Origin of the sequence: Streptomyces sp. PTY087I2 (assembly GCF_001687325.1) — a bacterium.
GTDB lineage: Bacteria > Actinomycetota > Actinomycetes > Streptomycetales > Streptomycetaceae > Streptomyces.
Map to the genome: position 1 here is coordinate 55,140 of NZ_LZRD01000003.1, position 21,075 is coordinate 76,214.

The 21,075-nt window shown below is 70.8% G+C and carries 21 protein-coding genes; 12 read left to right on the forward strand and 9 right to left on the reverse strand.

Annotated features, from left to right (window positions below; translation table 11 throughout):
- Positions 1-63: 63 nt before the first annotated feature.
- From pucL to A3Q37_RS03790, 7 genes are all read right to left on the reverse strand, one after another.
- Positions 64-987 (reverse strand): factor-independent urate hydroxylase, encoded by a 924-nt coding sequence (gene pucL, locus A3Q37_RS03760; protein WP_065477464.1) that lies wholly within the window; start codon positions 985-987, stop codon positions 64-66.
- Between the two features lie 7 nt (positions 988-994).
- Positions 995-1,384 (reverse strand): hydroxyisourate hydrolase, encoded by a 390-nt coding sequence (gene uraH, locus A3Q37_RS03765; protein ID WP_030710199.1) that lies wholly within the window; start codon positions 1,382-1,384, stop codon positions 995-997.
- A 20-nt stretch (positions 1,385-1,404) separates the two neighbouring features.
- Positions 1,405-1,941, reverse strand: a complete 537-nt coding sequence (gene uraD, locus A3Q37_RS03770; RefSeq protein ID WP_065477466.1) for a 2-oxo-4-hydroxy-4-carboxy-5-ureidoimidazoline decarboxylase — start codon at positions 1,939-1,941, stop codon at positions 1,405-1,407.
- A 164-nt stretch (positions 1,942-2,105) separates the two neighbouring features.
- On the reverse strand, positions 2,106-2,504 hold the full coding sequence (locus A3Q37_RS03775; protein ID WP_065477468.1) for a helix-turn-helix domain-containing protein: 399 nt from the start codon (positions 2,502-2,504) through the stop codon (positions 2,106-2,108).
- Positions 2,501-2,740, reverse strand: a complete 240-nt coding sequence (locus A3Q37_RS03780; RefSeq protein WP_065477470.1) for a hypothetical protein — start codon at positions 2,738-2,740, stop codon at positions 2,501-2,503. The genes A3Q37_RS03775 and A3Q37_RS03780 overlap by 4 nt, the downstream gene beginning before the upstream one ends.
- Before the next feature lie 122 nt (positions 2,741-2,862).
- On the reverse strand, positions 2,863-4,071 hold the full coding sequence (locus A3Q37_RS03785) for a lactonase family protein (protein ID WP_176711338.1): 1,209 nt from the start codon (positions 4,069-4,071) through the stop codon (positions 2,863-2,865).
- A 124-nt stretch (positions 4,072-4,195) separates the two neighbouring features.
- A complete protein-coding gene (locus tag A3Q37_RS03790; RefSeq protein WP_065477472.1) occupies positions 4,196-5,035 on the reverse strand; it encodes a GntR family transcriptional regulator in 840 nt (279 codons plus the stop codon).
- A 281-nt stretch (positions 5,036-5,316) separates the two neighbouring features.
- Between A3Q37_RS03790 and A3Q37_RS03795 the strand changes: the two genes are divergently transcribed.
- From A3Q37_RS03795 to A3Q37_RS03830, 8 genes are all read left to right on the forward strand, one after another.
- Positions 5,317-6,585, forward strand: a complete 1,269-nt coding sequence (locus A3Q37_RS03795) for an extracellular solute-binding protein (RefSeq protein ID WP_065477474.1) — start codon at positions 5,317-5,319, stop codon at positions 6,583-6,585.
- Between the two features lie 37 nt (positions 6,586-6,622).
- Positions 6,623-7,615 carry a carbohydrate ABC transporter permease gene (locus A3Q37_RS03800; protein WP_065477475.1) on the forward strand — a complete coding sequence of 331 codons (993 nt, stop codon included), beginning with the start codon at positions 6,623-6,625 and terminating at the stop codon, positions 7,613-7,615.
- Positions 7,612-8,457, forward strand: a complete 846-nt coding sequence (locus A3Q37_RS03805; protein ID WP_065477477.1) for a carbohydrate ABC transporter permease — start codon at positions 7,612-7,614, stop codon at positions 8,455-8,457. The genes A3Q37_RS03800 and A3Q37_RS03805 overlap by 4 nt, the downstream gene beginning before the upstream one ends.
- Before the next feature lie 61 nt (positions 8,458-8,518).
- Positions 8,519-10,129, forward strand: a complete 1,611-nt coding sequence (locus tag A3Q37_RS03810; RefSeq protein WP_065477479.1) for a beta-N-acetylhexosaminidase — start codon at positions 8,519-8,521, stop codon at positions 10,127-10,129.
- A gap of 49 nt (positions 10,130-10,178) precedes the next feature.
- Positions 10,179-11,627 carry a cellulose binding domain-containing protein gene (locus A3Q37_RS03815; RefSeq protein WP_065477958.1) on the forward strand — a complete coding sequence of 483 codons (1,449 nt, stop codon included), beginning with the start codon at positions 10,179-10,181 and terminating at the stop codon, positions 11,625-11,627.
- Positions 11,628-11,879: 252 nt separating this feature from the next.
- Entirely contained in the window at positions 11,880-12,719 is an 840-nt protein-coding gene (locus A3Q37_RS03820) for a TIM barrel protein (RefSeq protein ID WP_065477481.1), read from the forward strand.
- An 88-nt stretch (positions 12,720-12,807) separates the two neighbouring features.
- Complete coding sequence (locus tag A3Q37_RS03825) at positions 12,808-13,701, forward strand: 2-hydroxy-3-oxopropionate reductase (RefSeq protein WP_065477484.1); 894 nt, start codon at positions 12,808-12,810, stop codon at positions 13,699-13,701.
- Positions 13,702-13,934: 233 nt separating this feature from the next.
- Entirely contained in the window at positions 13,935-15,392 is a 1,458-nt protein-coding gene (locus tag A3Q37_RS03830) for a catalase (RefSeq protein ID WP_065477489.1), read from the forward strand.
- A 495-nt stretch (positions 15,393-15,887) separates the two neighbouring features.
- Here the strand turns inward: A3Q37_RS03830 and A3Q37_RS03835 are convergent, their stop codons facing one another.
- Positions 15,888-16,448: a TetR/AcrR family transcriptional regulator gene (locus A3Q37_RS03835; protein WP_065477491.1), complete on the reverse strand. Its 561-nt coding sequence runs from the start codon at positions 16,446-16,448 to the stop codon at positions 15,888-15,890.
- Between the two features lie 105 nt (positions 16,449-16,553).
- On the opposite strand from A3Q37_RS03835, the gene A3Q37_RS38285 reads away from it, so the two are divergent.
- Complete coding sequence (locus A3Q37_RS38285) at positions 16,554-17,489, forward strand: alpha/beta fold hydrolase (protein ID WP_369691441.1); 936 nt, start codon at positions 16,554-16,556, stop codon at positions 17,487-17,489.
- On the opposite strand, the gene gcl is transcribed toward A3Q37_RS38285, so the two are convergent.
- Positions 17,377-19,161 carry a glyoxylate carboligase gene (gcl, locus tag A3Q37_RS03845; protein WP_065477493.1) on the reverse strand — a complete coding sequence of 595 codons (1,785 nt, stop codon included), beginning with the start codon at positions 19,159-19,161 and terminating at the stop codon, positions 17,377-17,379. The genes A3Q37_RS38285 and gcl overlap by 113 nt on opposite strands.
- 260 nt (positions 19,162-19,421) lie before the next feature.
- On the opposite strand from gcl, the gene A3Q37_RS03850 reads away from it, so the two are divergent.
- From A3Q37_RS03850 to A3Q37_RS03860, 3 genes are all read left to right on the forward strand, one after another.
- Positions 19,422-20,132 carry a hypothetical protein gene (locus tag A3Q37_RS03850; RefSeq protein WP_065477495.1) on the forward strand — a complete coding sequence of 237 codons (711 nt, stop codon included), beginning with the start codon at positions 19,422-19,424 and terminating at the stop codon, positions 20,130-20,132.
- 81 nt (positions 20,133-20,213) lie between these two features.
- Complete coding sequence (locus A3Q37_RS03855; protein WP_065477497.1) at positions 20,214-20,843, forward strand: GNAT family N-acetyltransferase; 630 nt, start codon at positions 20,214-20,216, stop codon at positions 20,841-20,843.
- Between the two features lie 9 nt (positions 20,844-20,852).
- The gene (locus A3Q37_RS03860; RefSeq protein ID WP_010072609.1) at positions 20,853-21,050 is read left to right on the forward strand and encodes a hypothetical protein; all 198 of its coding nucleotides are present in this window, start codon (positions 20,853-20,855) and stop codon (positions 21,048-21,050) included.
- Positions 21,051-21,075: the final 25 nt, after the last annotated feature.

Consider the following 21,075-nt stretch of genomic DNA (forward strand, 5'->3'; position numbering starts at 1 on the left):
TTCCCTCCGGGATGACCGGCCGCCGCCCGTCTGCGGGCGGACGGCGGCCGGTTCAGTGCCGCGTCAGAGGTTGGTCATGTCGACCGGGATCTTCGGCTCGACGCCGTCCCGGAGCACGGTGGCCTCGATCAGACCGTAGGGACGGTCCGCCGCGAAGTAGACCTCATTGTCGTTCTTGAGGCCGAACGGTTCGAGGTCCACCAGGAAGTGGTGGTTGTTCGGCAGCGAGAAGCGGATCTCGTCGATCTCGCTGCGGCTGTTGATGATCCGCGAACCCATCTGGTACAGGGTCTGCTGGAGCGAGAGGGAGTACGTCTCGGCGAAGGCCTGAAGCATGTGCTTGCGCGCCTGCTCGTAGGACTTCTCCCAGTTCGGCATGCGCTGCTCGTCGCTGGTCCAGTTGTACCGCCAGCGGGCGGAGACGTCGGTCGCCAGGATGCGGTCGTACGCCTCCTTCAGCGTCGTGTACTTGTCCTTGACGTAGCCCCAGAACTCGGAGTTGGTCGAGTTCATCACGGTGAGGTCCTTGAGGCCCGAGATGACCTCCCAGTTCTCCCCGTCGTAGGTGATCTGGGTGACCCGGGTCTCCTGGCCCTTGCGGGCGAAGGAGTGCTTGACCTCGTCGGCGCCGATGAACTTGGAGTTGCCGTCGGAGGTCGCGATGCGCTCCCAGGCGTACTCCTCGATCCGGATCCGGGCGCGGTGGATCGGCTCCTGCGAGGAGACGAAGTGCCGGGCGAGGTGGATGCCGAACTGCTCGGCGGACTCGATCCCGTGCTCCTTGGCGAACGCGAACACCGTGTTCTTGGTGGTGTCGGTCGGCAGGACGTTCGCGTTGGAGCCGGAGTAGTGGACGTCGTCCATGTCGCCGGAGAGGGCGACCGAGACGTTCAGGTCCTTGATGTGGTGGGTGTCGCCGTCCCGCGTGATCTTTACGACGCGGTTCTCTGCTTTGCCGTACTGGTTCTGGCCGAGAATCGTGGGCATGTCGGTGCTAGCTCCCTCGGTAAACGGAGTAGCCGAACGGGTTGAGCAGCAGCGGTACGTGATAGTGCTCGCCCGGCACGACCGCGAAGGCGATCGTCACTTCCGGGAAGAACGCGCCGCTGTCCCTTACGCGGGGGGCGTCCTGCTGCGCCTCGGCTTGCTTCTTGGAAAAGTACGTCTCGGTGTCGAATGCGAGACGTACGTGGGTCGTTCCCTCCGGCAGCGCCGGGAGGTCCTTGCAACGCCCGTCCGCATCGGTCGCGGACGCTCCGAGCGTGACGTACGGCGCGTCGCTCCCGCTGCGGGCGGCGAGCGAGACGGCGACGGACGCGGCGGGGCGGCCGATGCTGGTGTCCAGGATGTGGGTGGACACCGATGCGGTCGTGTCGGTACTCAAGACCGTCACTCTCCTAGATCTCAAGAGTCCTGTGCGGGAGCGTCCTCTGCGAGGGCCTCCGTCACGAGACGGGTCAGCCGGATGCGGTTGATCTTGCCCAGTTCGGTGCGCACGATCTCCTGCTCCTGCTCGGGCGAGTTCCCGATCCGGGACTTCACCGCGTCGCGCATCTGCTCACCGGTGGCGCCGGTGGCGCAGATCAGGAAGACATGTCCGAACCGCTCCTGGTAGGCCAGGTTCAGTTCGAGCATCTCGGTCTTGAGCTCCTCGGAGGCGCCGGCCATCCCCCGCTGCTCACGGGAGGAGGTCGGGTCGCCGGGCTTCGGGCGGCCGATCGGCGGGTGGCCCGCCATCGCGTCGGCCAGGTCCGCCGCGGTGAGCTTCGCCGTCGCGGCGTCGCTCGCGGCGAGCAGGGCTTCTTCGGTGGCGTACGGACGCCCGGCGAGAATGCTGTTTCCCCAGGTCGCACTGGCACACACCTCGTGCAGTGCGGGGGTGGCCTCGCCGTCCGCCAGGGTGTTGAACCGGGTGAGGCCCGGTGTGGAGCTCGAAGTCACGGGAGCCTCCGTGGCTGTTTTTCGCTGTGCGTTGTTCGGGCTGCGGATAGCTAACGCCCTCCGCAACACGACGTCAACACTTTGTTGAAATATCGCGAACGAAGAAAGCCGCCGTCCCGGCATGCGGACGGCGGCTTTCCTGCGTGTTCGGCGGGTTCGGCCAACTACTCACCCTTGGCCGTATGTTCCCGGTTCAGGTAGTTGTACACGGTGAACCGGGATACGCCCAGGGCACCGGCCACGGTCTCCACCCCGTGTCGTACGGAGAAGGCACCGCGTGCCTCCAGGGTCCGGACGACGCTCTGCTTGGCCTTGCGGTCCAGGTCGGCGAGCGGCATCCCGTGCCGTCGCTCCATCGCGGCGAGGATGTGGTCCAGCGAGTCGGAGAGCTGGGGCAGCCGTACGGCTATGACGTCCCGGCCCTCCCAGGCGAGCACCACGTCGTCCGGCTGGGCCTGCTCGGGGCCCAGCAGCTCGGCGCCCATCGCGTCGACGAGCGGCTTGACGGCCGATACGAAGGGGTGGTCGACGGTGACCGGAGCGTGATCGGCGGATTCGGTCACCGGATCTCCTCCCCGATCACGTTCACCTGGAGGGAGACCCGGGTGGCGCCGGAGGCGAGGGCCTGGCGCAGCAGGGAGTCCACGGCGGTGAGCACCTCGTCCGCGCCGCCTTCCGCGGTGTTGCCGAAGGGGCCGACGTCGACGGCGTCCAGCTCGGCGCCCTGGATCACCTCCCGGGCCACCACCGCGTGGGTGGGCGCCTCGTCGAGATCGAAGGGCTCGGTGGTGAATTCCACCCTCAAGCGCACTGTGCCTCCCTGATGTCCTCGCCGCGGGTGCGGGCGCGCGGCTCGGCCACGACTGTAACCGCTGTCCGGGGCCCCGCCCCCGGTGTGCGCGGGGCCCCGTACGGCGGTGGTCACGGGAGCGGCAGGACGCAGACCGCGACCGGCGCCGGGAAGGGGTCGCCGACGGCGGTGAGGGAGCCGTCGGGGCCGACGCCGAAGACGGTGACGGTGGAGGAGCGCTGGTTGGCGGCGAAGAGCAGGGAGCTGTCCGGGGACAGGGCGAGCTGCCGGGGCCAGTCGCCGCCGACGGGCACGGTGTCCAGCAGCCGGAGGGCCGCCCCGTCGTCCTCCACGGCGTAACGGGTGAGGCTGTTGGGGCCCCGGTTGGCGAGGTAGACGTACGCCCCGTCGCCGGTGACGACCGGCTGGGAGGGGTAGCTGGTGCCCGATCCCGTCCCGGTGGACTGCCCGGGTCCCGGGGTGAGGGCGCCGGTGTCGGGGTCGTACGCGCAGACGACCAGGGTGTTGTCCAGTTCGCAGGCCAGGTAGGCGAAGCGCCCGCCGGGGTGGAAGGCCAGGTGGCGGGGGCCGGAGCCGGGCGGCAGGGCGGCGCGGGAGACCTCGGTGAGCGTCCCGGCGGACTCGTCCAGCGCGTAGGTGTACACGGTGTCGGTGCCCAGGTCGACGGCGAGGACATGGCCGCCGTCGGGAGCGGTGACGATCTGGTGGGCGTGCGGCCCGCCCTGGCCGGGTCCGGGCGGCGGCGAGCTGTGGACGACCAGGTCGGTGCGCTCTCCGAGCGAACCGTCCTCGGCGATCGGGTGCACGGCGACGCTGCCGGAGCCGTAGTCCGCGCTCAGCAGCCAGCGGCCGGACGGGTGGACGAAAAGGTGGGTGGTCCCGGAGCCGCCGGTGGGGCGGCTGCCGAGCACCTCGTACGTCCCGTCCGGCGCGAGCCGCACGGCGGTGACCGCGCCCGGGTCCTGCTCGGCGACCGCGTAGACGGTGGCGCCGGAGGGGTGGACGGCCAGGTACGAGGGGTTGTCGACGCCGGTGATCACGGGGCCGGGGGTGATCGCGCCGGTGGCCGTGTCGTACGCGGCGGTGCCGAGGCCGGCGCCGCCTCCCGCCTCGGAGGTGTACGTGCCGAGGAGCAGCGGGCGGGTGGCGCGCGGGGCGGCGGGCCGGGCGGCCGCGTGGGCGGGGGCGGACCCCGCGGCCGCCAGGGCGGCGGTGACCAGCAGGCCGCCGAGGAAGCCGCGACGGCCGGTGAGGCCGGGGGCGGGGCGGTCGGGGGCGGGGCGGTCGGGGCCGGAGTATGCGTGGGGGGACGGGTTCATGCGAGGCACCTCGGGTGGGGGTCGGCTGCTTCGGATGCGTCCGCCACCCTGGCCCGCCGACGCCCGCACGGCAAGAGGTGCAACATGAGTTGCGTTCTGCGCAACGGCAGCCGGTGGCGGGCGATCAGGCTCCCGCCTGGATGTCCCCCCTGGTCGACGAGGCGATGGCGTCGCCGTGCGCGAAGTCGCCGGGCGGGATGCCCGGGTGATGTCCCTCCAGATCGGGGGCGACCTCCGCCGCCGGGCCGAGCGCGAGCCGGGAGACGATCCGGTAGCGGTCGCCCCGGTAGAGCGAGTGGACGTACTCCACCGGACGGCCCGTGGTGTCGGAGGTCAGCCGCTCGAAGAGCAGCGCCGGGGACAGCTCCGGCACGTCGAGCAGCCCGGCCTCGGCGCGGGTGACGACGGTCGGCTCGATCGCCTGGACCGCCTCGTGGACATGCACGCCGTGGGTGGCGCGCAGATGCTCGTACAGGTCGCCGCTCTCCAGCTCCTGCGCGCTGAGTCCCGGCACCAGCTCCGCCCGGATGTGCAGATGCTCGATGGCCATCGGCGCCCCGTCGACCAGCCGCAGCCGTGCCACGTAGACGATCTCGGCGGCGGGTGACATGCGCAGCTTGCGGCCGACGCGGGCCCCCGCCTGGAGCGTGGTGAACTCCAGCAGCCGGCTCGACCAGGCGCCCGCCGCCTGCGGCACGCTGAGCGCGCGGTCCCCGGCGACCAGCTCCTGGGTGATCTTGGCAGGGGCGACGAACATGCCCCGGCCGTGTTCGCGCACCAGGAGACCGGCGGCGACCAGCTCGTCGACCGCCGCGCGCACGGTGGGCCGGGACACGTCGAGCAGGGCGCACAGGGCGCGCTCGGAGGGGATGGCGTCCCCGGGGCTGCGCGACTCGATCAGCTCCAGTACGGCATCGCGGGTCCGCTCCCGTTTGAGCACCGTTCCCGGCACGTCCGCGTCCATGGTCTCCCCTCCCGACGGCTGGATCTTTCCTTACCAGTTGACCATCTTGCCACCCCAACTGGCCTGCTGGTCAGGCGAAGTGTAGCGCCTGCCGGGACCGGTTCGGTCACTCACGTTACGCCGAGATCACCAAATTCCCTTTGTACGCAGGGGGTTGACGACCCCATTGGTCTATGCCACCTTCATCCACCACCGACAGGCGAGCTGTCCAGTAAGTCTCACTGGTCAGGTGGTCAGGCCTCGTCAGGTCCGTCCGATCCGTTCTGCTTCCGAGGTGAACCGTGAAGTACCGCTTGCTCGCCGGTGGGTCCGTGCTTGCCCTCACTGCCGCGCTCAGTGCCTGTAGTTCGTCGTCCGGACCGGACTCCGGGAACGGGGACGGCCGGACGACGGTGGATGTGTGGCTGATGCGCGACAGCGTCTCGGCGCAGTTCCAGAAGGAGTTCACCGCGGACTTCGAGAAGCGCCACCCGACGATCGACGTGAAGATCCAGATCCAGGAGTGGGACGGGATCGGCCAGAAGATCACCGCCGCCCTGGCCAGCAACGACGCCCCGGACGTCATCGAGGCGGGCAACACCCAGGTCGCCCAGTACGCGGAGAGCGGCGGGCTGCTCGACCTCAGCGACCACAAGGACGAGCTGAACGGCGCGGACTGGCTGAGCGGTCTGGCCGAGCCGGGCTCGTACGACGGCAAGCAGTACGGCATCCCGTACTACGCGGCGAACCGGGTGGTCATCTACCGCACCGACCTCTTCGAGAAGGCGGGCGTCGATGCGGCGGAGATCAAGACGCGCGAGCAGTGGATCGAGGCCACGACCAAGCTCAACAAGGGCGGCACACAAGGCATCTACCTGCCCGGACAGATGTGGTACGCGCTGGCCGGGTTCATCTGGGACGAGGGCGGCGACCTCGCCACCGAGTCGGGCGGGACGTGGTCCGGCGCGCTGGACACCCCCGAGGCGCTGCGCGGCATGGAGTTCTACGAAAAGCTCCAGGCGCTCGGCAAGGGCCCCAAGGACTCCGACGAGGACGACCCGCCGCAGGCCGAGGTGATGGCCCAGGGCCAGGTGGCGCAGGTCATCTCGACCCCGGGCGGGGCCAACGTCATCGCGGAGAAGAACCCCGAACTCAAGGGCAAGCTGGCCTTCTTCCCGATCCCGGGCAAGACGGCGGACACCCCGGGCGCGGTCTTCACCGGCGGCTCCGACCTGGTCGTGCCGGCCGCGGCGGCCCATCCCGACGAGGCGGTCACCTTCATCAAGGAACTGACCGGGGACACCTGGCAGAAGAAGCTCGCCGTCGCCATGAGCTACGTACCGAACCGGACCAGCCTGGCATCCGCCGTGGCCGACGATCCGGGGGCCGCCGCGATGGCGGTCGGCGCGGCCAACGGGCACGCCACGCCCAACACCCCGGGCTGGGCGGCGGTCGAGGCGGAGAACCCGATCAAGGACTACATGACGGCCGTGCTCACCGGGGGCGATCCGGCGAAGGAGGCGGCGAAGGCCTCGCAGGACATCACCCGGGCCATGAACGCCGGTTCCTGACCCGTCCCCTACCCGGAACAGCAGGAGGAGGCGTGCCGTGCCGGTCGTCGACCAACGGACCGCACCCCGCACCCCCCGGCGACGCCCGGCCCCACGCCTCGCCGTACGCAAGGCCCCGCCCCGGCGGCGGGGCACCGGACGGGCCCAGGGACTCTGGCCGTACGCCCTGGTCGCCCCCGCCGCCGGCGGCATGCTCTATCTGCTGGTCTACCCGCTGGTCCGGGCCGTCCTGATCTCGTTCCAGGACTTCCGGCTGCGCCAACTGATCGCCGGTGAGGCGGAGTTCGTCGGTCTGCGGAACTACCGGACGCTGCTGACGGACCCCCGCTTCTGGGAGGTGGTCCGCCGCACCTTCCTCTTCATGGCGGTCAACGTCGTCCTGATCATGGTGATCGCCACCCTGGTCGCCCTGATGGTGGAGCGGCTGGGCCGGATCGGGCGCACGGTGGTGCTGTGCTCGCTGGTGCTGGCCTGGGCGATGCCGGTCGTGGCGGCGACGACCGTCTTCCAGTGGCTGTTCCACTCGGAGTTCGGCATCGTCAACTGGTCGCTGACCTCGCTCGGCCTCGACTCCTTCGACCGCTATCCGTGGTTCGCCAACGGCACCGCCGCCTTCGCGATCCTGGTGACGCTGATCGTCTGGCAGTCGGTGCCGTTCGCCGCGATCACCCTGTACTCGGCGCTGACCACCGTCTCCCCCGAGCTGTACGAGTCGGCGCGGCTCGACGGGGCGGGCGCGGGGCGGATCTTCCGCTCGGTCACCTTTCCGATCCTGCGGCCGATCTTCCTGCTGGTGGTGTCGCTGGAGGTGATCTGGACGTTCAAGGCGTTCGTCCAGATCTGGGTGATGACCCGGGGCGGGCCGGGCGACGCCACGACGATCCTGCCGGTCTACGCCGTGCAGACGGCACTCTCCAGCCAGCGGTACGACCTCGGTTCCGCCGCCTCGATGGTCACCGTGGTCCTGATGTCCGGGGTGCTCGTCCTCTACTTCCGCCAGATGCTCCGCCAGGAGGACGAGACCCGATGAACCCACCTGTCGTACGCCTTCGGCTCCGGCGCCTTCCGCTGCACCTCGCCGCCGCCGTGACCGTCGTCATCTGCCTCTTCCCCGTGTACTGGATGATCTCCACGGCCTTCAAGCCGTCCAAGGACATCCAGTCCGCCGACCCGCAGCTCTTTCCGCACACCTGGACCCTCGACCACTTCCAACGGGCCGTGGACGCCGACGGGTTCGCGCTGTTCTGGCGCAACAGCATCCTCGTGACGCTGGGGGCGGTCCTGCTGGCGCTGCTGGTGGCGCTGGGTGCGGCGTACGCCGTGGCGCGGCTGCGGTGGCGGGGCCGGCGGCAGTTCATGCTGATGATCTTCATCGCGCAGATGGCGCCCTGGGAGTCGCTGATCATCCCGATCTACATCATCTCCCGGGACACGAACATGCTCGACCGGCTGCCGACGCTGACGCTGATCTACTTCATGATCACGCTGCCGTTCACCGTCGTGGTGCTGCGCGGCTTCATCGGGACGATCCCGCCGGAGCTGGAGGAGGCGGCGCAGGTCGACGGCTGCACCCGGACCGGGGCGTTCCGGCGGGTGGCGATGCCGCTGCTGGCGCCGGGGCTGATGGCGACCTCGCTGTTCGGCTTCATCACCGCCTGGAACGAGTTCGCCTACGCCAACTTCCTGATCATCAAGCAGCAGGACAACCGGACGCTGCCGGTCTGGCTGTCGTCCTTCCAGAACACCTTCGGCACCGACTGGGGCGCCACGATGGCCGCCTCCACCCTCTTCGCGCTGCCCGCCCTGGTGATCTTCCTGCTGCTCCAGCGCCATGTCACGTCCGGCTTCGCCGCCGGTGCCGTGAAGGGCTGAGCAGCACAGAACCCCGCCCGACCCCTCGTACCCCGTCCGCGAACCGAACACGGAGACGCCCGTGCCCGCACCGCACCCTGCCCTCTCCCTCCTCCCCCACCCCGGCAAGATCTCCTCGCTCGGCGGCCGGCTCACCCTGGACCGGGACACCACCGTCCGCGCGCTGCCGGGCGCGGAACCGGCGGCGGACCTGCTGCGCACCCTGGTCGGCCGCCCCGCCGGACTTCCCCTCGCGCCGTCGCCCGACGGCCGGGTCGTCCTCGCCCTGGACGACCGGCTCGGCGGCCTCGGTGAGGAGGGGTACGGGCTGACGGTCGCCCCCCAGGCGCTCCAGTTGCGCGCCGCCCACCGCACCGGGCTGCTCCGGGGCATCCAGACGATCCGCCAACTCCTGCCCGCCGAGGCCCTGTCGGGCGGGGCGGCGGGCACCGGATCCTGGGAGCTGCCCTGCGTCGAGATCACCGACGTACCGGACCGGCCGTGGCGCGGGGCGATGCTGGACGTGGCGCGGCGCTTCCAGCCGATCGGCTATCTGCACCGGTACATCGACCTGTTGGCGCTGCACAAGCTGAACGTGCTGCATCTCCATCTCACCGACGACCAGGGCTGGCGGATGCCGGTCGACGCCTACCCCCGGCTGATCTCGGTCGGCTCCCGCCGGGCCCGGTCGCAGAAGGGTCCGACCGGTCCGGACGGGGCGCACTTCGACGCGGTGCCGCACGAAGGCGCGTATACCAAGGCCGAGTTGAGGGGCCTGGTGCGGTACGCGGCGGAGCGCGGGATCACCGTCGTGCCGGAGATCGAGATGCCCGGCCATGTGCGGGCCGCGCTCGCCGCCTACCCGGAGCTGGGCAACCATCCGAGTCGGCAGCTGGACGTGTGGACCCGCTGGGGGGTGTGCGACACGATCCTCGGCGTCCACGAAGGGGTCTTCGACTTCTGCCGGGCCGTGCTGGAGGAGGTGATGGACGTCTTCCCGTCGCCGTACATCCATATCGGCGGCGAGGAGTGCCCGACCACCGAGTGGGAGGACAGCCCGGCCGCCCGGGAGCGCGCGGCGGCCCTCGGGCTCGCGGGCCCGGCCGAGCTGCACGGCTGGTTCATGGGCCGGGTCGGGGCGTTCCTGGTGGAGCGCGGCCGGATCCCGCTCGGCTGGGTCGAGAACGGCGCCGAACTCCCCCCGGAGTTCACGGTGATGACCTGGCGCGACGCCACGCACGCCCGGGCCGCCGCCCGCCGCGGCCATCAGGTGATCGCCGCGCACCACCGGGCGACCTATCTCGACTACGCCCAGTCCGCGGACCCGGCCGAGCCGGTCGCCCAGCCCGGGGCGCCGGTCCCCCTGCACACGGTCCACGGCTACGAACCGGCGCCGCACGACTGGCCGGAGGCGGAGCGGGCCCGGGTGCTCGGGACCCAGGTCCAGCTGTGGACGGAGTACGCCCGTACCCCCGAGGAGATCGAGTACCTCAGCTTTCCCCGGCTCTGCGCGCTGGCCGACCGTTCCTGGTCCGGCGGGCGCGGCGACTGGCCGGGGTTCGTCGAGCGGCTGCGTCACCACACCGCCCGGCTGGACGCCCTGGGCGTCCCCTACCGCCCGCTGGACGCGCGGTCGCTCGCGACGGCCGCGTACGCGTCCCCCTCCGCAGGAACAGCGCGACTCCACCCGTAACCACTCCCCCACCACCGTTCCGGAGAGGAACACGCCTGTGAACACACCCGTGAACACATCACGCAGGAACCCGCGCAGGTCCAGGCTGCGCACCGCCGCCGCCTCGGCCGCCGCCGTGGCCCTGGCCGCCACCGGTCTCGCCGCCCTTCCGTCCTCGGCGTCCGCCGCGGCCGACGGGATCGTGGTCCAGTACCGTACGAGCGCGTCCGGTGCGAGCGCCGACCAGAGCGAGCCGTGGCTGAAGGTCCGCAACTCCGGCTCCACGTCCGTACCGCTGAGCAGCGTGAAGGTCCGCTACTACTTCAAGGCCGACTCGGCGTCCGCCGCCTACCGGTTCGCCTGTTCCTGGGCGGTGAAGGGGTGCGCGAACATCACCGGTACGTTCGGGACGCTCGCGAACCCGACCGCCACCGCCGACCGCTATCTGGAGATCGGCTTCACCGCCGGGGCGGGCTCGCTGGCACCGGGCGCGGACACCGGGGACATGCAGCTCCGGTTCCACCAGGCGTCCTGGGCCTCGCTCGTCCAGTCCGACGACTACTCCTTCGGCCCGGAGCAGGCCGCGTACGGCGACTGGTCCAAGGTGACTGCGCATGTCTCCGGGGCGACCGTGTGGGGCGAGGCGCCCGGCGGCAACGGCCCGACCGATCCGCCGGACCCGACGGACCCGCCCACCGACCCGCCGGCTGACGGCCCCCGGCTGTTCGACGACTTCGACTACAGCTCGCACACCGACCCGAAGATCAACGCCAACGGCTGGAGCGTACGGTCCAACTCCGGCGGCCCGGGCGTCCCGGGCGCGACCTGGGCCCCGGAGAACGTCACCTTCGCCGACCAGGGCGGAAACACGGTGATGAACCTGGAGACGTCGACGGCGGGCACCGGGGCTTCGACGAAGCACACCGAGATCCTGACACAGTCGATGAAGTTCAAGAACGGGACGTACGCGTCGCGGGTGAAGTTCAGCGACGCCCCGCGCTCGGGCCCGGACGGCGACCGGATCGTGCAGACCTTCTTCACCATCAACGACCTCACGGCGCCGATGGCGGACGACTACGCGGAGTACGACTTCGAGTATCTGCCGAACGGCGGCTGGGGCGAGCCGGCGAACATCCTCTACACGACCTCGTGGGAGACCTACCGGCCCGACCCGTGGGAGGCGGTCAACGCGCACAGCGAGTCGCGGCAGTCGTACGCGGGCTGGCACGACCTGGTGGTGACGATCGACGACAACGAGATCACGTACTACGTCGACGGCCAGCACTTCGGGACGCACGGGGCGGCGTATCTGCCCGAGCGGCCTATGTCGATAAATTTCAACCAGTGGCTGATCGATCTGGAGGGCCAGCCGAGCACGACACCCCGTGCCTACGACCAGCAGGTGGACTACGTCCTGCATGTGAAGGACCAGGTGCTCACCCCCTCCCAGGTGAACGCGATGGTCGGGGCGTACCGCGACGCGGGGACGAGCTTCGAGGACACGGTTCCGGCGGGATAGCGCCCGGCGCGCGAGCGGCGCGTACGGCGTGAGAACCGGGCGGGGCAGGGGTCGACGGCGGCCCCCGCCCCGCTTTCGTATGCCCGGCGGGGCCCGGGTCCGCAGGTCCGAAGGCACTCGCGCCGCCAGTGACGTACGCCGCCGACCGGGGCGAATTTTGCGGGACCCCCTTGACAGCCCTGCCTCCCTCCGGGCAATCTTCCGTTAAGCAGAAACTAACTTCCGCAATACGGAAGGAGCGCCGAAACCCTCATGGGATACCCGGACCAGCGCTTCGATGTGAACCTCTCGATCCTCTTCACGGAACTCCCGCTCCTGGAGCGTCCCGCGGCAGCCGCCGCGGCGGGCTTCACGGCGGTCGAGCTGTGGTGGCCCTGGATCGAGACCCCCACCCCGCCGCAGGCGGAGCTCGACGCCCTCAAGAAGGCGCTCGACGACGCCGGCACGCAGCTGGTGGGACTGAACTTCTACGCCGGACAGCTGCCCGGCCCCGACCGCGGCGCGCTCTCCGTGCCCGGTGAGGAGTCGGACCGCTTCCGCGCCAACATCGAGGTGGCGGCCGACTTCGCCGCCTCGGTCGGCTGCACGGCGCTCAACGCGCTGTACGGCAACCGCGTCGAGGGCGTGGACCCGCAGGTTCAGGATGCGCTCGCCCTGGAGAACCTGGTGCTGGCCGCCCGCGCGGCGGACCGCGTCGGGGCGATCCTCCTGGTCGAGACCCTGAACAAGCCGGAGTCGCCGCTCTATCCGCTGGTCAGCGCACCAGCCGCGATCGAGGTCGTCGACAAGGTCAACGCGGCGACGGGCCTCGGGAACGCGAAGTTCCTGCTGGACCTTTACCACCTGTCGATGAACGGCGAGGACCTGAGCCAGGTCATCAAGGCGTACGCCGCGAAGACCGGCCACGTCCAGATCGCCGACAACCCGGGCCGCGGCGCGCCGGGCACCGGTTCGCTCCCGCTGGAGCGGCTGCTCGACGAGCTGAAGGACGCCGGGTACACCGGCCGGGTCGGCCTGGAGTACAAGCCGGGCGACCGGCCGAGCGCGGAGGCCTTCGACTGGCTCCCGGTCTCCGCCCGAGCGGACCGCTGACCGGGCCCCTCGCTGCGGACGGGCCGGGGCGGCCACGGGGTCGCGCCCAACCCCCTTACGTACACACGTTTTTCAGGAAGGCACCCTCATGAGCAACAACCTCCCCAAGGTCGCCTGGATCGGTCTCGGCATCATGGGCTCCCCCATGTCGGAGAACCTGATCAAGGCCGGTTACTCCGTCACCGGATACACCCTGGAGCAGGACAAGATCGACCGGCTGGTCGCGGCCGGCGGCACCGGCGCCTCCTCGATCGCGGACGCGGTCAGGGACGCGGATGTCGTCATCACGATGGTGCCCGCATCGCCGCAGGTCGAGGCCATCGCGTACGGCCCCGACGGCATCCTGGAGAACGCGAAGCGCGGCGCGCTGCTGGTGGACATGTCCTCCATCACCCCGCAGACCTCGGTCGACCTCGCCAAGAACGCGGCGGAGAAGGACATCCGGGTCCTGGACGCGCCGGTCTCCGGCGGCGAGGCCGGCGCCATCGAGGCGGTCCTCTCCATCATGGTCGGCGGTGAGCAGGCGGACTTCGACGCCGCGAAGCCGCTGCTCGAAGCGCTCGGCAAGACGATCGTGCTCTGCGGGCCCCACGGCTCGGGCCAGACGGTGAAGGCCGCCAACCAGCTGATCGTCGCGGTCAACATCCAGGCCTGCGCCGAGGCCGTGGTCTTCCTGGAGAAGTCCGGGGTCGACCTCACCGCCGCGCTCAACGTCCTCAACGGCGGGCTCGCCGGCTCGACCGTGCTGACCCGCAAGAAGGACAACTTCCTGAAGCGGGACTTCGCCCCCGGCTTCCGAATCGACCTGCACCACAAGGACATGGGCATCGTCACGGACGCCGCCCGCAACGTCGGCGCGGCCCTGCCCGTCGGCGGTGTGGTCGCCCAGCTGGTCGCCTCGCTGCGCGCCCAGGGCGACGGCGGGCTGGACCACTCGGCGCTGCTGCGCTCGGTCGAGCGGCTGTCCGGCTCCCAGGTCTGACCCTCCCTCCGGCTCCGCAAGGAGCCCCTGGCCTCGTACGGGGCCACGGCCCGCACACGACGGGCCTCCTGATCTCCGGGCCGCGGTGGCGCTGACACCTGTCCTGTCGCGCCCAGGCGCTGCCGCGGCCCGGAACCACACACTTCGTTTTCAACAAACTGTTGACGTTCTCTCCGCGGCGAATCTACGCTCCTCAAGCCGTCAGCAGCTCGTACGAAAGGTCATCCCGCCACATGGCTAAGCGTGTGCTCACGACCGAGTCAGGCGCCCCGGTCGCCGACAACCAGAACTCCGCCACCGCCGGTGTCGGTGGACCGATCCTCCTCCAGGACCAGCACCTCCTGGAGAAGCTCGCCCGCTTCAACCGTGAGCGCATCCCGGAGCGCGTGGTGCACGCCCGTGGTTCGGGTGCGTACGGCTACTTCGAGGTGACCGACGACGTCACGGGCTTCACCCGCGCCGACTTCCTCTCGTCGGTCGGCAAACGCACCGAGACGTTCCTCCGTTTCTCCACCGTCGCCGACTCGCTCGGCGGCGCGGACGCGGTCCGCGACCCGCGCGGTTTCGCCCTCAAGTTCTACACGGACGAGGGCAATTACGACCTGGTCGGCAACAACACCCCGGTGTTCTTCATCAAGGACCCGATCAAGTTCCCCGACTTCATCCACTCGCAGAAGCGCGACCCGTTCACGGGCAAGCAGGAGCCGGACAACGTCTGGGACTTCTGGGCGCACGCCCCCGAGGCGACGCACCAGATCACCTGGCTGATGGGCGACCGCGGCATCCCCGCCTCGTACCGCCACATGAACGGCTACGGCTCGCACACCTACCAGTGGACGAACGCCGAGGGCGAGGCCTTCTTCGTCAAGTACCACTTCAAGACGAACCAGGGCGTGCGGTCCCTCTCCGCCGAGCAGGCCGCCGAGCTCGTCGGCAAGGACGCCAACTCGCACCAGACGGATCTGCTCCAGGCCATCGAGCGGGGCGTCAACCCGTCCTGGACGCTGTACGTCCAGGTGATGCCGGCCGCCGAGGCCGCGGACTACCGGTTCAACCCGTTCGACCTCACCAAGGTGTGGCCGCACGCGGACTACCCGCTCCAGCGGGTCGGCCGCCTGGTCCTGGACCGTAACCCGGACAACGTCTTCGCCGAGGTCGAGCAGGCGGCGTTCTCGCCGAACAACTTCGTGCCCGGCATCGGTCCCTCCCCGGACAAGATGCTCCAGGGCCGGCTGTTCGCCTACGCGGACGCGCACCGCTACCGCCTGGGCGTCAACCACACCCAGCTGCCAGTGAACGCGCCGCGCACGGCGGTCGTCGACAACTACGGCCGCGACGGGCTGCACGCGACGCGGAACGGCTCGCGCCACGACAAGAACTACGAGCCCAACTCGTACGCCGGTCCGGCGCAGACCGACGCGGCGCTCGCCGCGCCGCTCGCGATCCACGGCTGGACGGGCACGCACGAGGCGCCCGCCCACACCAAGGACGACGACTTCTTCCAGGCGGGCGAACTCTTCCGGCTCATGTCGGAGGACGAGAAGGGCCGCCTGGTCGCGAACATCGCCGGAGGCCTGTCGCAGGTCACCCGCGACGACGTGATCGAGAAGAACCTCGCCCACTTCCACGCCGCCGACGCCGACTACGGCAAGCGGGTGGAGGAGGCGGTCCGCGCCCTGCGCGAGGACTGAGCCTCCTGTTGTGCCCCTGCTCGTACCGCGCACCCGGATGAGGGGTGCCGCGCGGGACGGGCAGGACGACGAGGCCGCGGCGGCTGTGCGATGCCAGTGCGGTGGTGAAGGCCCGGGGACCGTCTTCTGACCTGAAGAAGACGCCCTCGCCCGGGCCGATCGCCGCCGCCGCGGTCCCTGTCACCCCCTGAACGAGGGCGTGGAGTACGGATACGGTCCCGTACTCCACGCCCTTCTGCGCGCCCGGCCCGCCCCCTCGCGGTGGGCCCGCACCTTCCAGCCCGTGGGGCCGCACCATTTCAGCCCGTCCGGCGTTTGAGGACGGAACCCTTGCGGTGGTCGGGCCGCACCCTCCGTGTAGGGACACGGGCTATTCGCTGCCCGAAGGGTTTCAGGCCCACCCGCCCCAGGGTTCCGCCCTCAAACGCCGGGCAGGCTGGAAGTGCGCTCGGGCGGGCTGGGAGGGTCAGGCGGGCTGGAATGCCGGGCGCGCCCTCAAGGGCCGGGCGGCGCGCTGGAGTTCGGGGCCAAGCCGCCCCGCAGCAGCGCGAGGTACGCATCGGCAGCCGCAGCCCTCCGCTCCACCGGATGCTCCCCCACCGCATGCACCAGCCCGCACAGCAGCTTCAGCAGATTCTCACCGGTGAGAGCGGGCTCCGGGCGCACCAGCCCGAGCAGACCCGAGACCGCCGCGACCAGCTCCCCCTTGGCCCGGCTCAGGGACTCCGTCTCGTCGGACCCGGTGATCAGCACGTCCATGAGGCCGGGCCGATCGAGGGCCGCCGCGAGCGCCGTGCGCAGAAAGTCCACGAGGGCCGAAGCCGGATCGGGCCGCCCCCGGGCCTCCTCGGCCGCGTCGGCGAGCCGGCGCACCGCCTCCTCCAAGACGCTCTCCAGCATCGCCCGCTGCGTGGGGAAGACGCGATAGACCGTCCCGACACCCACACCCGCTCTGCGCGCGAGTTCGTTGAGGGTCAGCCCGGTCTCCCCGTCGGCGACGGCCCGCCGGGCCTCGTCGAAGACCTTCTCCCTGTTGCGTACGGCGTCGGCCCTCATCGCACCCCTCCTCCGCACCTCTCCTCGACAACCGATGTGGATAACTTATCAGCTCGCTGCTACGGTCAAGTGGATAGATAATCCACTTCTCTGCCAGGAGCCGTCATGACCGTCGTGTTCGTCCATGGAGTGCCGGAAACCCCCGCCGTCTGGAACGCCCTCCGGGAGCGGATCGACCGCCCCACCCTGGCCCTGCGACTGCCCGGATTCGGCAGCCCGCGACCGGCCGGCCTGGCGGGCAAGGAGGCGTACGCCGCCTGGCTGGCGGACGAACTGCGCGCGCTCGGCGGACCGGTGGACCTGGTCGGCCACGACTGGGGGGGCGCACCTGGCGATGCGGGTCGTCTCCGCGTACGACGTTCCGGTGCGCAGCTGGGTGTCGGACGTGGCCCATGGCTGGCACCCCGACTACCGGTGGCACGAGGCGGCCGTCATCTTCCAGCAGAGCCCGCAGGGCGAGGAGTTGCTCGCGTCGCTGCGCACCGACTCCCCCGACAGCCCGTCCTTCGGCGACTTCCTGCGCCCCCGCGGGATGAGCGCCGAACTGGCGACCGAGGTCGATGCCGTGCACGACGAGGTGATGAGCGCGGCCGTCCTCGCGCTCTACCGGTCGGCCCGGCCCCACCTCCACGCCGACTGGGGCCGGGAGTTCGACGGCCCCGCCCCGGCGCCCGGCCTCGTCCTCGTCCCGACCGGCGATCTGATGGCGCGGCCCGCGCTGGACCACGAGGTGGCCGCCCGCCTCGGAGCACGGACGGAGGAACTGGACGGGCTCACCCACTACTGGATGGTCCAGGACCCCGACCGGGGAGCGGAGGCGCTGGAGCGCTTCTGGGCGGCGCGCGCATCCGCCTGAACGGAGACGCACGGAGGGCCCTTGGCCCGGAGCACGGCTCCGGGCCAAGGGCCCTCGTGGGTGACGGGTCCGTCAGGAAGCCGTCAGGGGGCGGATCGCCGTCGGGGCATGGGACGGGTCCGTCGCCAGGTCCTCGAACTCGTTCACCGACGCGATGTCAGTGCCGCTCATCGCGATGTTCGTGACCCGCTCCAGGATCGCCTCGACGACGACCGGCACCCGGAACTCCGCCGCCAGCTTCTTCGCCTCCTCGAAGGCCGGCAGCAGCTGGTCCGGCTCGGTGACCCGGATCGCCTTGCAGCCCAGGCCCTCGACGACCTTGACGTGGTCGACGCCGTAGACGCCCAGCTCCGGCGAGTTGAGGTTCTCGAACTCCAGGTTGACCTGGAAGTCGATGTCGAAGTTGCGCTGCGCCTGGCGGATGAGGCCCAGGTAGGAGTTGTTCACCAGGACGTGGACGTACGGGATGCGGTGCTGCGCACCCACGGCCAGCTCCTCCAGCATGAACTGGAAGTCGTAGTCGCCGGAGAGGGCGACGACCGTGCCCTCCGGGTCCGCCGTGGCGACGCCCAGCGCGGCCGGGATCGTCCAGCCCAGCGGACCCGCCTGGCCGCAGTTGATCCAGTGGCGCGGCTTGTACACGTGCAGCATCTGCGCGCCCGCGATCTGGGAGAGCCCGATCGTGGTGACGTAACGGGTCTCCGGGCCGAACGCCCGGTTCATCTCCTCGTACACGCGCTGCGGCTTGAGCGGCACGTTGTCGAAGTGCGTCCGCCGCTGGAGGGTCGCCTTGCGCTCCTGCGTGGAGGCGGCCCAGGCCGAGCGGTCCTTCAGCTCGCCCGCCGCCTTCAGTTCGCGCGCCACCTCGACGAAGAGCGTCAGCGCCGCCTTGGCGTCGGAGGCGATGCCGAGGTCCGGGGCGAAGATCTTGCCGATCTGGGTGGGTTCGATGTCGACGTGGACGAAGGTGCGGCCCTGGGTGTAGACGTCCAGCTTGCCGGTGTGGCGGTTGGCCCAGCGGTTGCCGATGCCGAGGACGAAGTCGGACTCCAGGAAGTTCGCGTTGCCGTAGCGGTGGGAGGTCTGGAGGCCCACCATGCCGGCGTTCAGCTCGTGGTCGTCGGGGAGGATGCCCCAGCCCATCAGGGTCGGGATGACGGGGACGCCGGTCAGCTCGGCGAACTCCACGAGCAGTTCGGAGGCGTCGGCGTTGATGATGCCGCCGCCCGCGACGAGCACCGGGCGCTCCGAGTCGTTCAGCATCCGCACGGCCCGCTCGATCTGCTTGCGGGAGGCCGCGGGCTTGTGCACCGGGATGGGCTCGTACAGCTCCGGGTCGAACTCGATCTCGGTGAGCTGGACGTCGATCGGCAGGTCGATGAGGACCGGTCCGGGCCGGCCGGTGCGCATCAGGTGGAAGGCCTGCTGGAAGACGCCGGGGACCTGCGCGGCCTCCAGGACGGTGGTCGCGGCCTTGGTGACCGGCTTGGCGATCGAGGCGATGTCGACGGCCTGGAAGTCCTCCTTGTGCAGGACGGCCGTCGGCGCCTGGCCGGTGATGCAGAGGATCGGGATGGAGTCGGCGATGGCCGAGTACAGCCCGGTGATCATGTCGGTGCCCGCGGGGCCCGACGTACCGATGCAGACGCCGATGTTGCCGGCCTCGGCCCGGGTGTAGCCCTCCGCCATGTGGGAGGCGCCCTCGACGTGGCGGGCCAGCGTGTGGTGGACCCCGCCGGAGGCCTTCAGGGCCGCGTAGAAGGGGTTGATCGCCGCGCCCGGAACACCGAACGCGTTGCTGACGCCTTCGCGCTTCAGGATCTCAACTGCCGCTCGGGCAGCGGTCATACGAGGCATGGAAGCTCCTGCTCGGGATTGGTGGAGTCGGGCTCTGTCGCGCCACCTGAGAGCACCAATTCCGTATTACGGAAACTTAGTTCTGCTATATGGAAGCAATCTAGAAGCTGGGGCGATCGCCGTCAAGGCCGTACACCGGTGCGCGCACCGCACGAAGTACGTCAATCCCCTCCCCAGAGCCTCGCTCCTGGTGGACGATGGTGTGACGAGTCAGGCACGGAGCGGAGTCGGTCGCGCGGCCGTGCCGGAGGGAGAGAAACGTGGAGTCCGTGCCGGTCCGGTGCCCCGTCTGCCACCGGGACCACGCCTACAGCACACCGGCCTACCCCTGCCCGTGCGGCATGCCCACCGCCCCGCCGCTGCTGCCCGACGCCCCGGCGGTCCGGGTCGGCCACCGCAGCTGGAACGACGTCTGGGTCACCGTCCGCTGCTCGTCCTGCGCCCGGGAGGACCAGTGGCCGCAGCCCGAGCTGTGCTGCCCGTGCGGGACCGTCCTGCGGATACCGGTCCGCCCGGTGGCCACCGCCCCGTCCCCCGCCGCGCCGGTCTCGCCGGCCCACATCCCCCTGCCGCGCACCGCCGCGCACCCGCGCCCGACGTTCCGCCCGATGACGATCCGTACGGGCCACGACGCGGTGAGCGCGGCCGGCCTGTATCTGGCCTGGCTCGGCTTCCGCGACGTGGGCCGGCCCGGCGCGGGCCCGGCCTCCGGCATCGATCTGCGGGGCGACGGCGTCATCGCCCAGGTCGACTCCAGCACCCGCCCGGCGACGCTGCGCGCGGTCGAGACCCTCTGGCTCAACGCGCTGGGCGCCTCGGCGACCGGGGTGTTCTTCTCCCTCGCGGGGTACGCCGCCGACGCCCGGGCCCGCGCGGACGGCGTCGGTCTTCCGCTCTTCGTCCTGGACCTCACGGGGACCCCGCAGCCGGTGAACAGCCCTGCCGACGAACTGGTGAGCACGGGCGCCTGAACGGACGACCCGGGCGCCGCCGGGGAGGCGGATCCGGCCACCCGCGTACCGGTCCGGCCTCCGGCGCGGCACACTGAGTACATGCGTATCCGCTCCGCCAGACGCTCGGATCTCCCGCTGCTCCAGGAGATCGAGCGCGCCGCAGGGGAACCGTTCCGCGCCCTGGGCATGGCCTTCGTGGCCGACGACGATCCGCCCCCGCTCGACCTGCTGGAGAGCTACCGGCAGGCAGGCCGTTGCTGGGTGGCCACCGACCCCCTCTCCGCCACCGGCGACCGGCCGCTCGGCTATGTGCTCGCCGATCCCGTCGACGACGCCCTGCACATCGAGCAGGTCTCGGTCGATCCGGCCGCCGCCCGCCGGGGCATCGGGCGGGACCTCATCGCCCACCTCGCCGCCCTGGCCGCGCGGCGGGGTATGACGGCCCTCACCCTGACCACCTTCACCGACGTGCCGTGGAACGCCCCGTACTACGCCCGGATCGGCTTCCGGATCCTGACCGAGCCCGAACTCACCGACGGGCTCCGGACGATCCGCGCCGAGGAGGCCCAGCACGGGCTGGACCGCTGGCCCCGGGTCTGCATGCGCCGCGACCTGTCGGCCGTCCCCCGGCCCTCGCCGGCCCCGAAGCCCACGAAGACCCCACCGGTTCCGGACACTTCGGGGGCCTCGGGCGCTTCGGGAGCCCTCGCTGTCAGTGGCGGCCCTTAAACTGTGCGCATGGCTTTACTCCCCGACAGCTCCCACCCCGCAGACCGCCCCGCGCCCGCCGCCGAGCAGGCCAACGAGGCCATCCGCGCGCTCGTCGACGCCACCGGACCGGACTGGTCCGCCGTGGAGGCGGCGACGTACGAGGTGCTGCTCATCGAGTGGGCGGCGGCGACCCGGGGCGACCCCGACATCATCGAAGCCGCCTGACCCGGGCACCCCGCCCGCTCACTCC

Coding starts and splice junctions, on each gene's coding strand:
- pucL (WP_065477464.1), bottom strand. CDS start 987: ATGCCCACGATTCTCGGCCAGAACCAGTACGGCAAAGCAGAGAACCGC.
- A3Q37_RS03785 (WP_176711338.1), bottom strand. CDS start 4,071: ATGAACCCGTCCCCCCACGCATACTCCGGCCCCGACCGCCCCGCCCCC.
- A3Q37_RS03790 (WP_065477472.1), bottom strand. CDS start 5,035: ATGGACGCGGACGTGCCGGGAACGGTGCTCAAACGGGAGCGGACCCGC.
- A3Q37_RS03805 (WP_065477477.1), top strand. CDS start 7,612: ATGAACCCACCTGTCGTACGCCTTCGGCTCCGGCGCCTTCCGCTGCAC.
- A3Q37_RS03820 (WP_065477481.1), top strand. CDS start 11,880: ATGGGATACCCGGACCAGCGCTTCGATGTGAACCTCTCGATCCTCTTC.
- A3Q37_RS03825 (WP_065477484.1), top strand. CDS start 12,808: ATGAGCAACAACCTCCCCAAGGTCGCCTGGATCGGTCTCGGCATCATG.
- A3Q37_RS03830 (WP_065477489.1), top strand. CDS start 13,935: ATGGCTAAGCGTGTGCTCACGACCGAGTCAGGCGCCCCGGTCGCCGAC.
- A3Q37_RS03835 (WP_065477491.1), bottom strand. CDS start 16,448: ATGAGGGCCGACGCCGTACGCAACAGGGAGAAGGTCTTCGACGAGGCC.
- A3Q37_RS38285 (WP_369691441.1), top strand. CDS start 16,554: ATGACCGTCGTGTTCGTCCATGGAGTGCCGGAAACCCCCGCCGTCTGG.
- gcl (WP_065477493.1), bottom strand. CDS start 19,161: ATGCCTCGTATGACCGCTGCCCGAGCGGCAGTTGAGATCCTGAAGCGC.
- A3Q37_RS03855 (WP_065477497.1), top strand. CDS start 20,214: ATGCGTATCCGCTCCGCCAGACGCTCGGATCTCCCGCTGCTCCAGGAG.
- A3Q37_RS03860 (WP_010072609.1), top strand. CDS start 20,853: ATGGCTTTACTCCCCGACAGCTCCCACCCCGCAGACCGCCCCGCGCCC.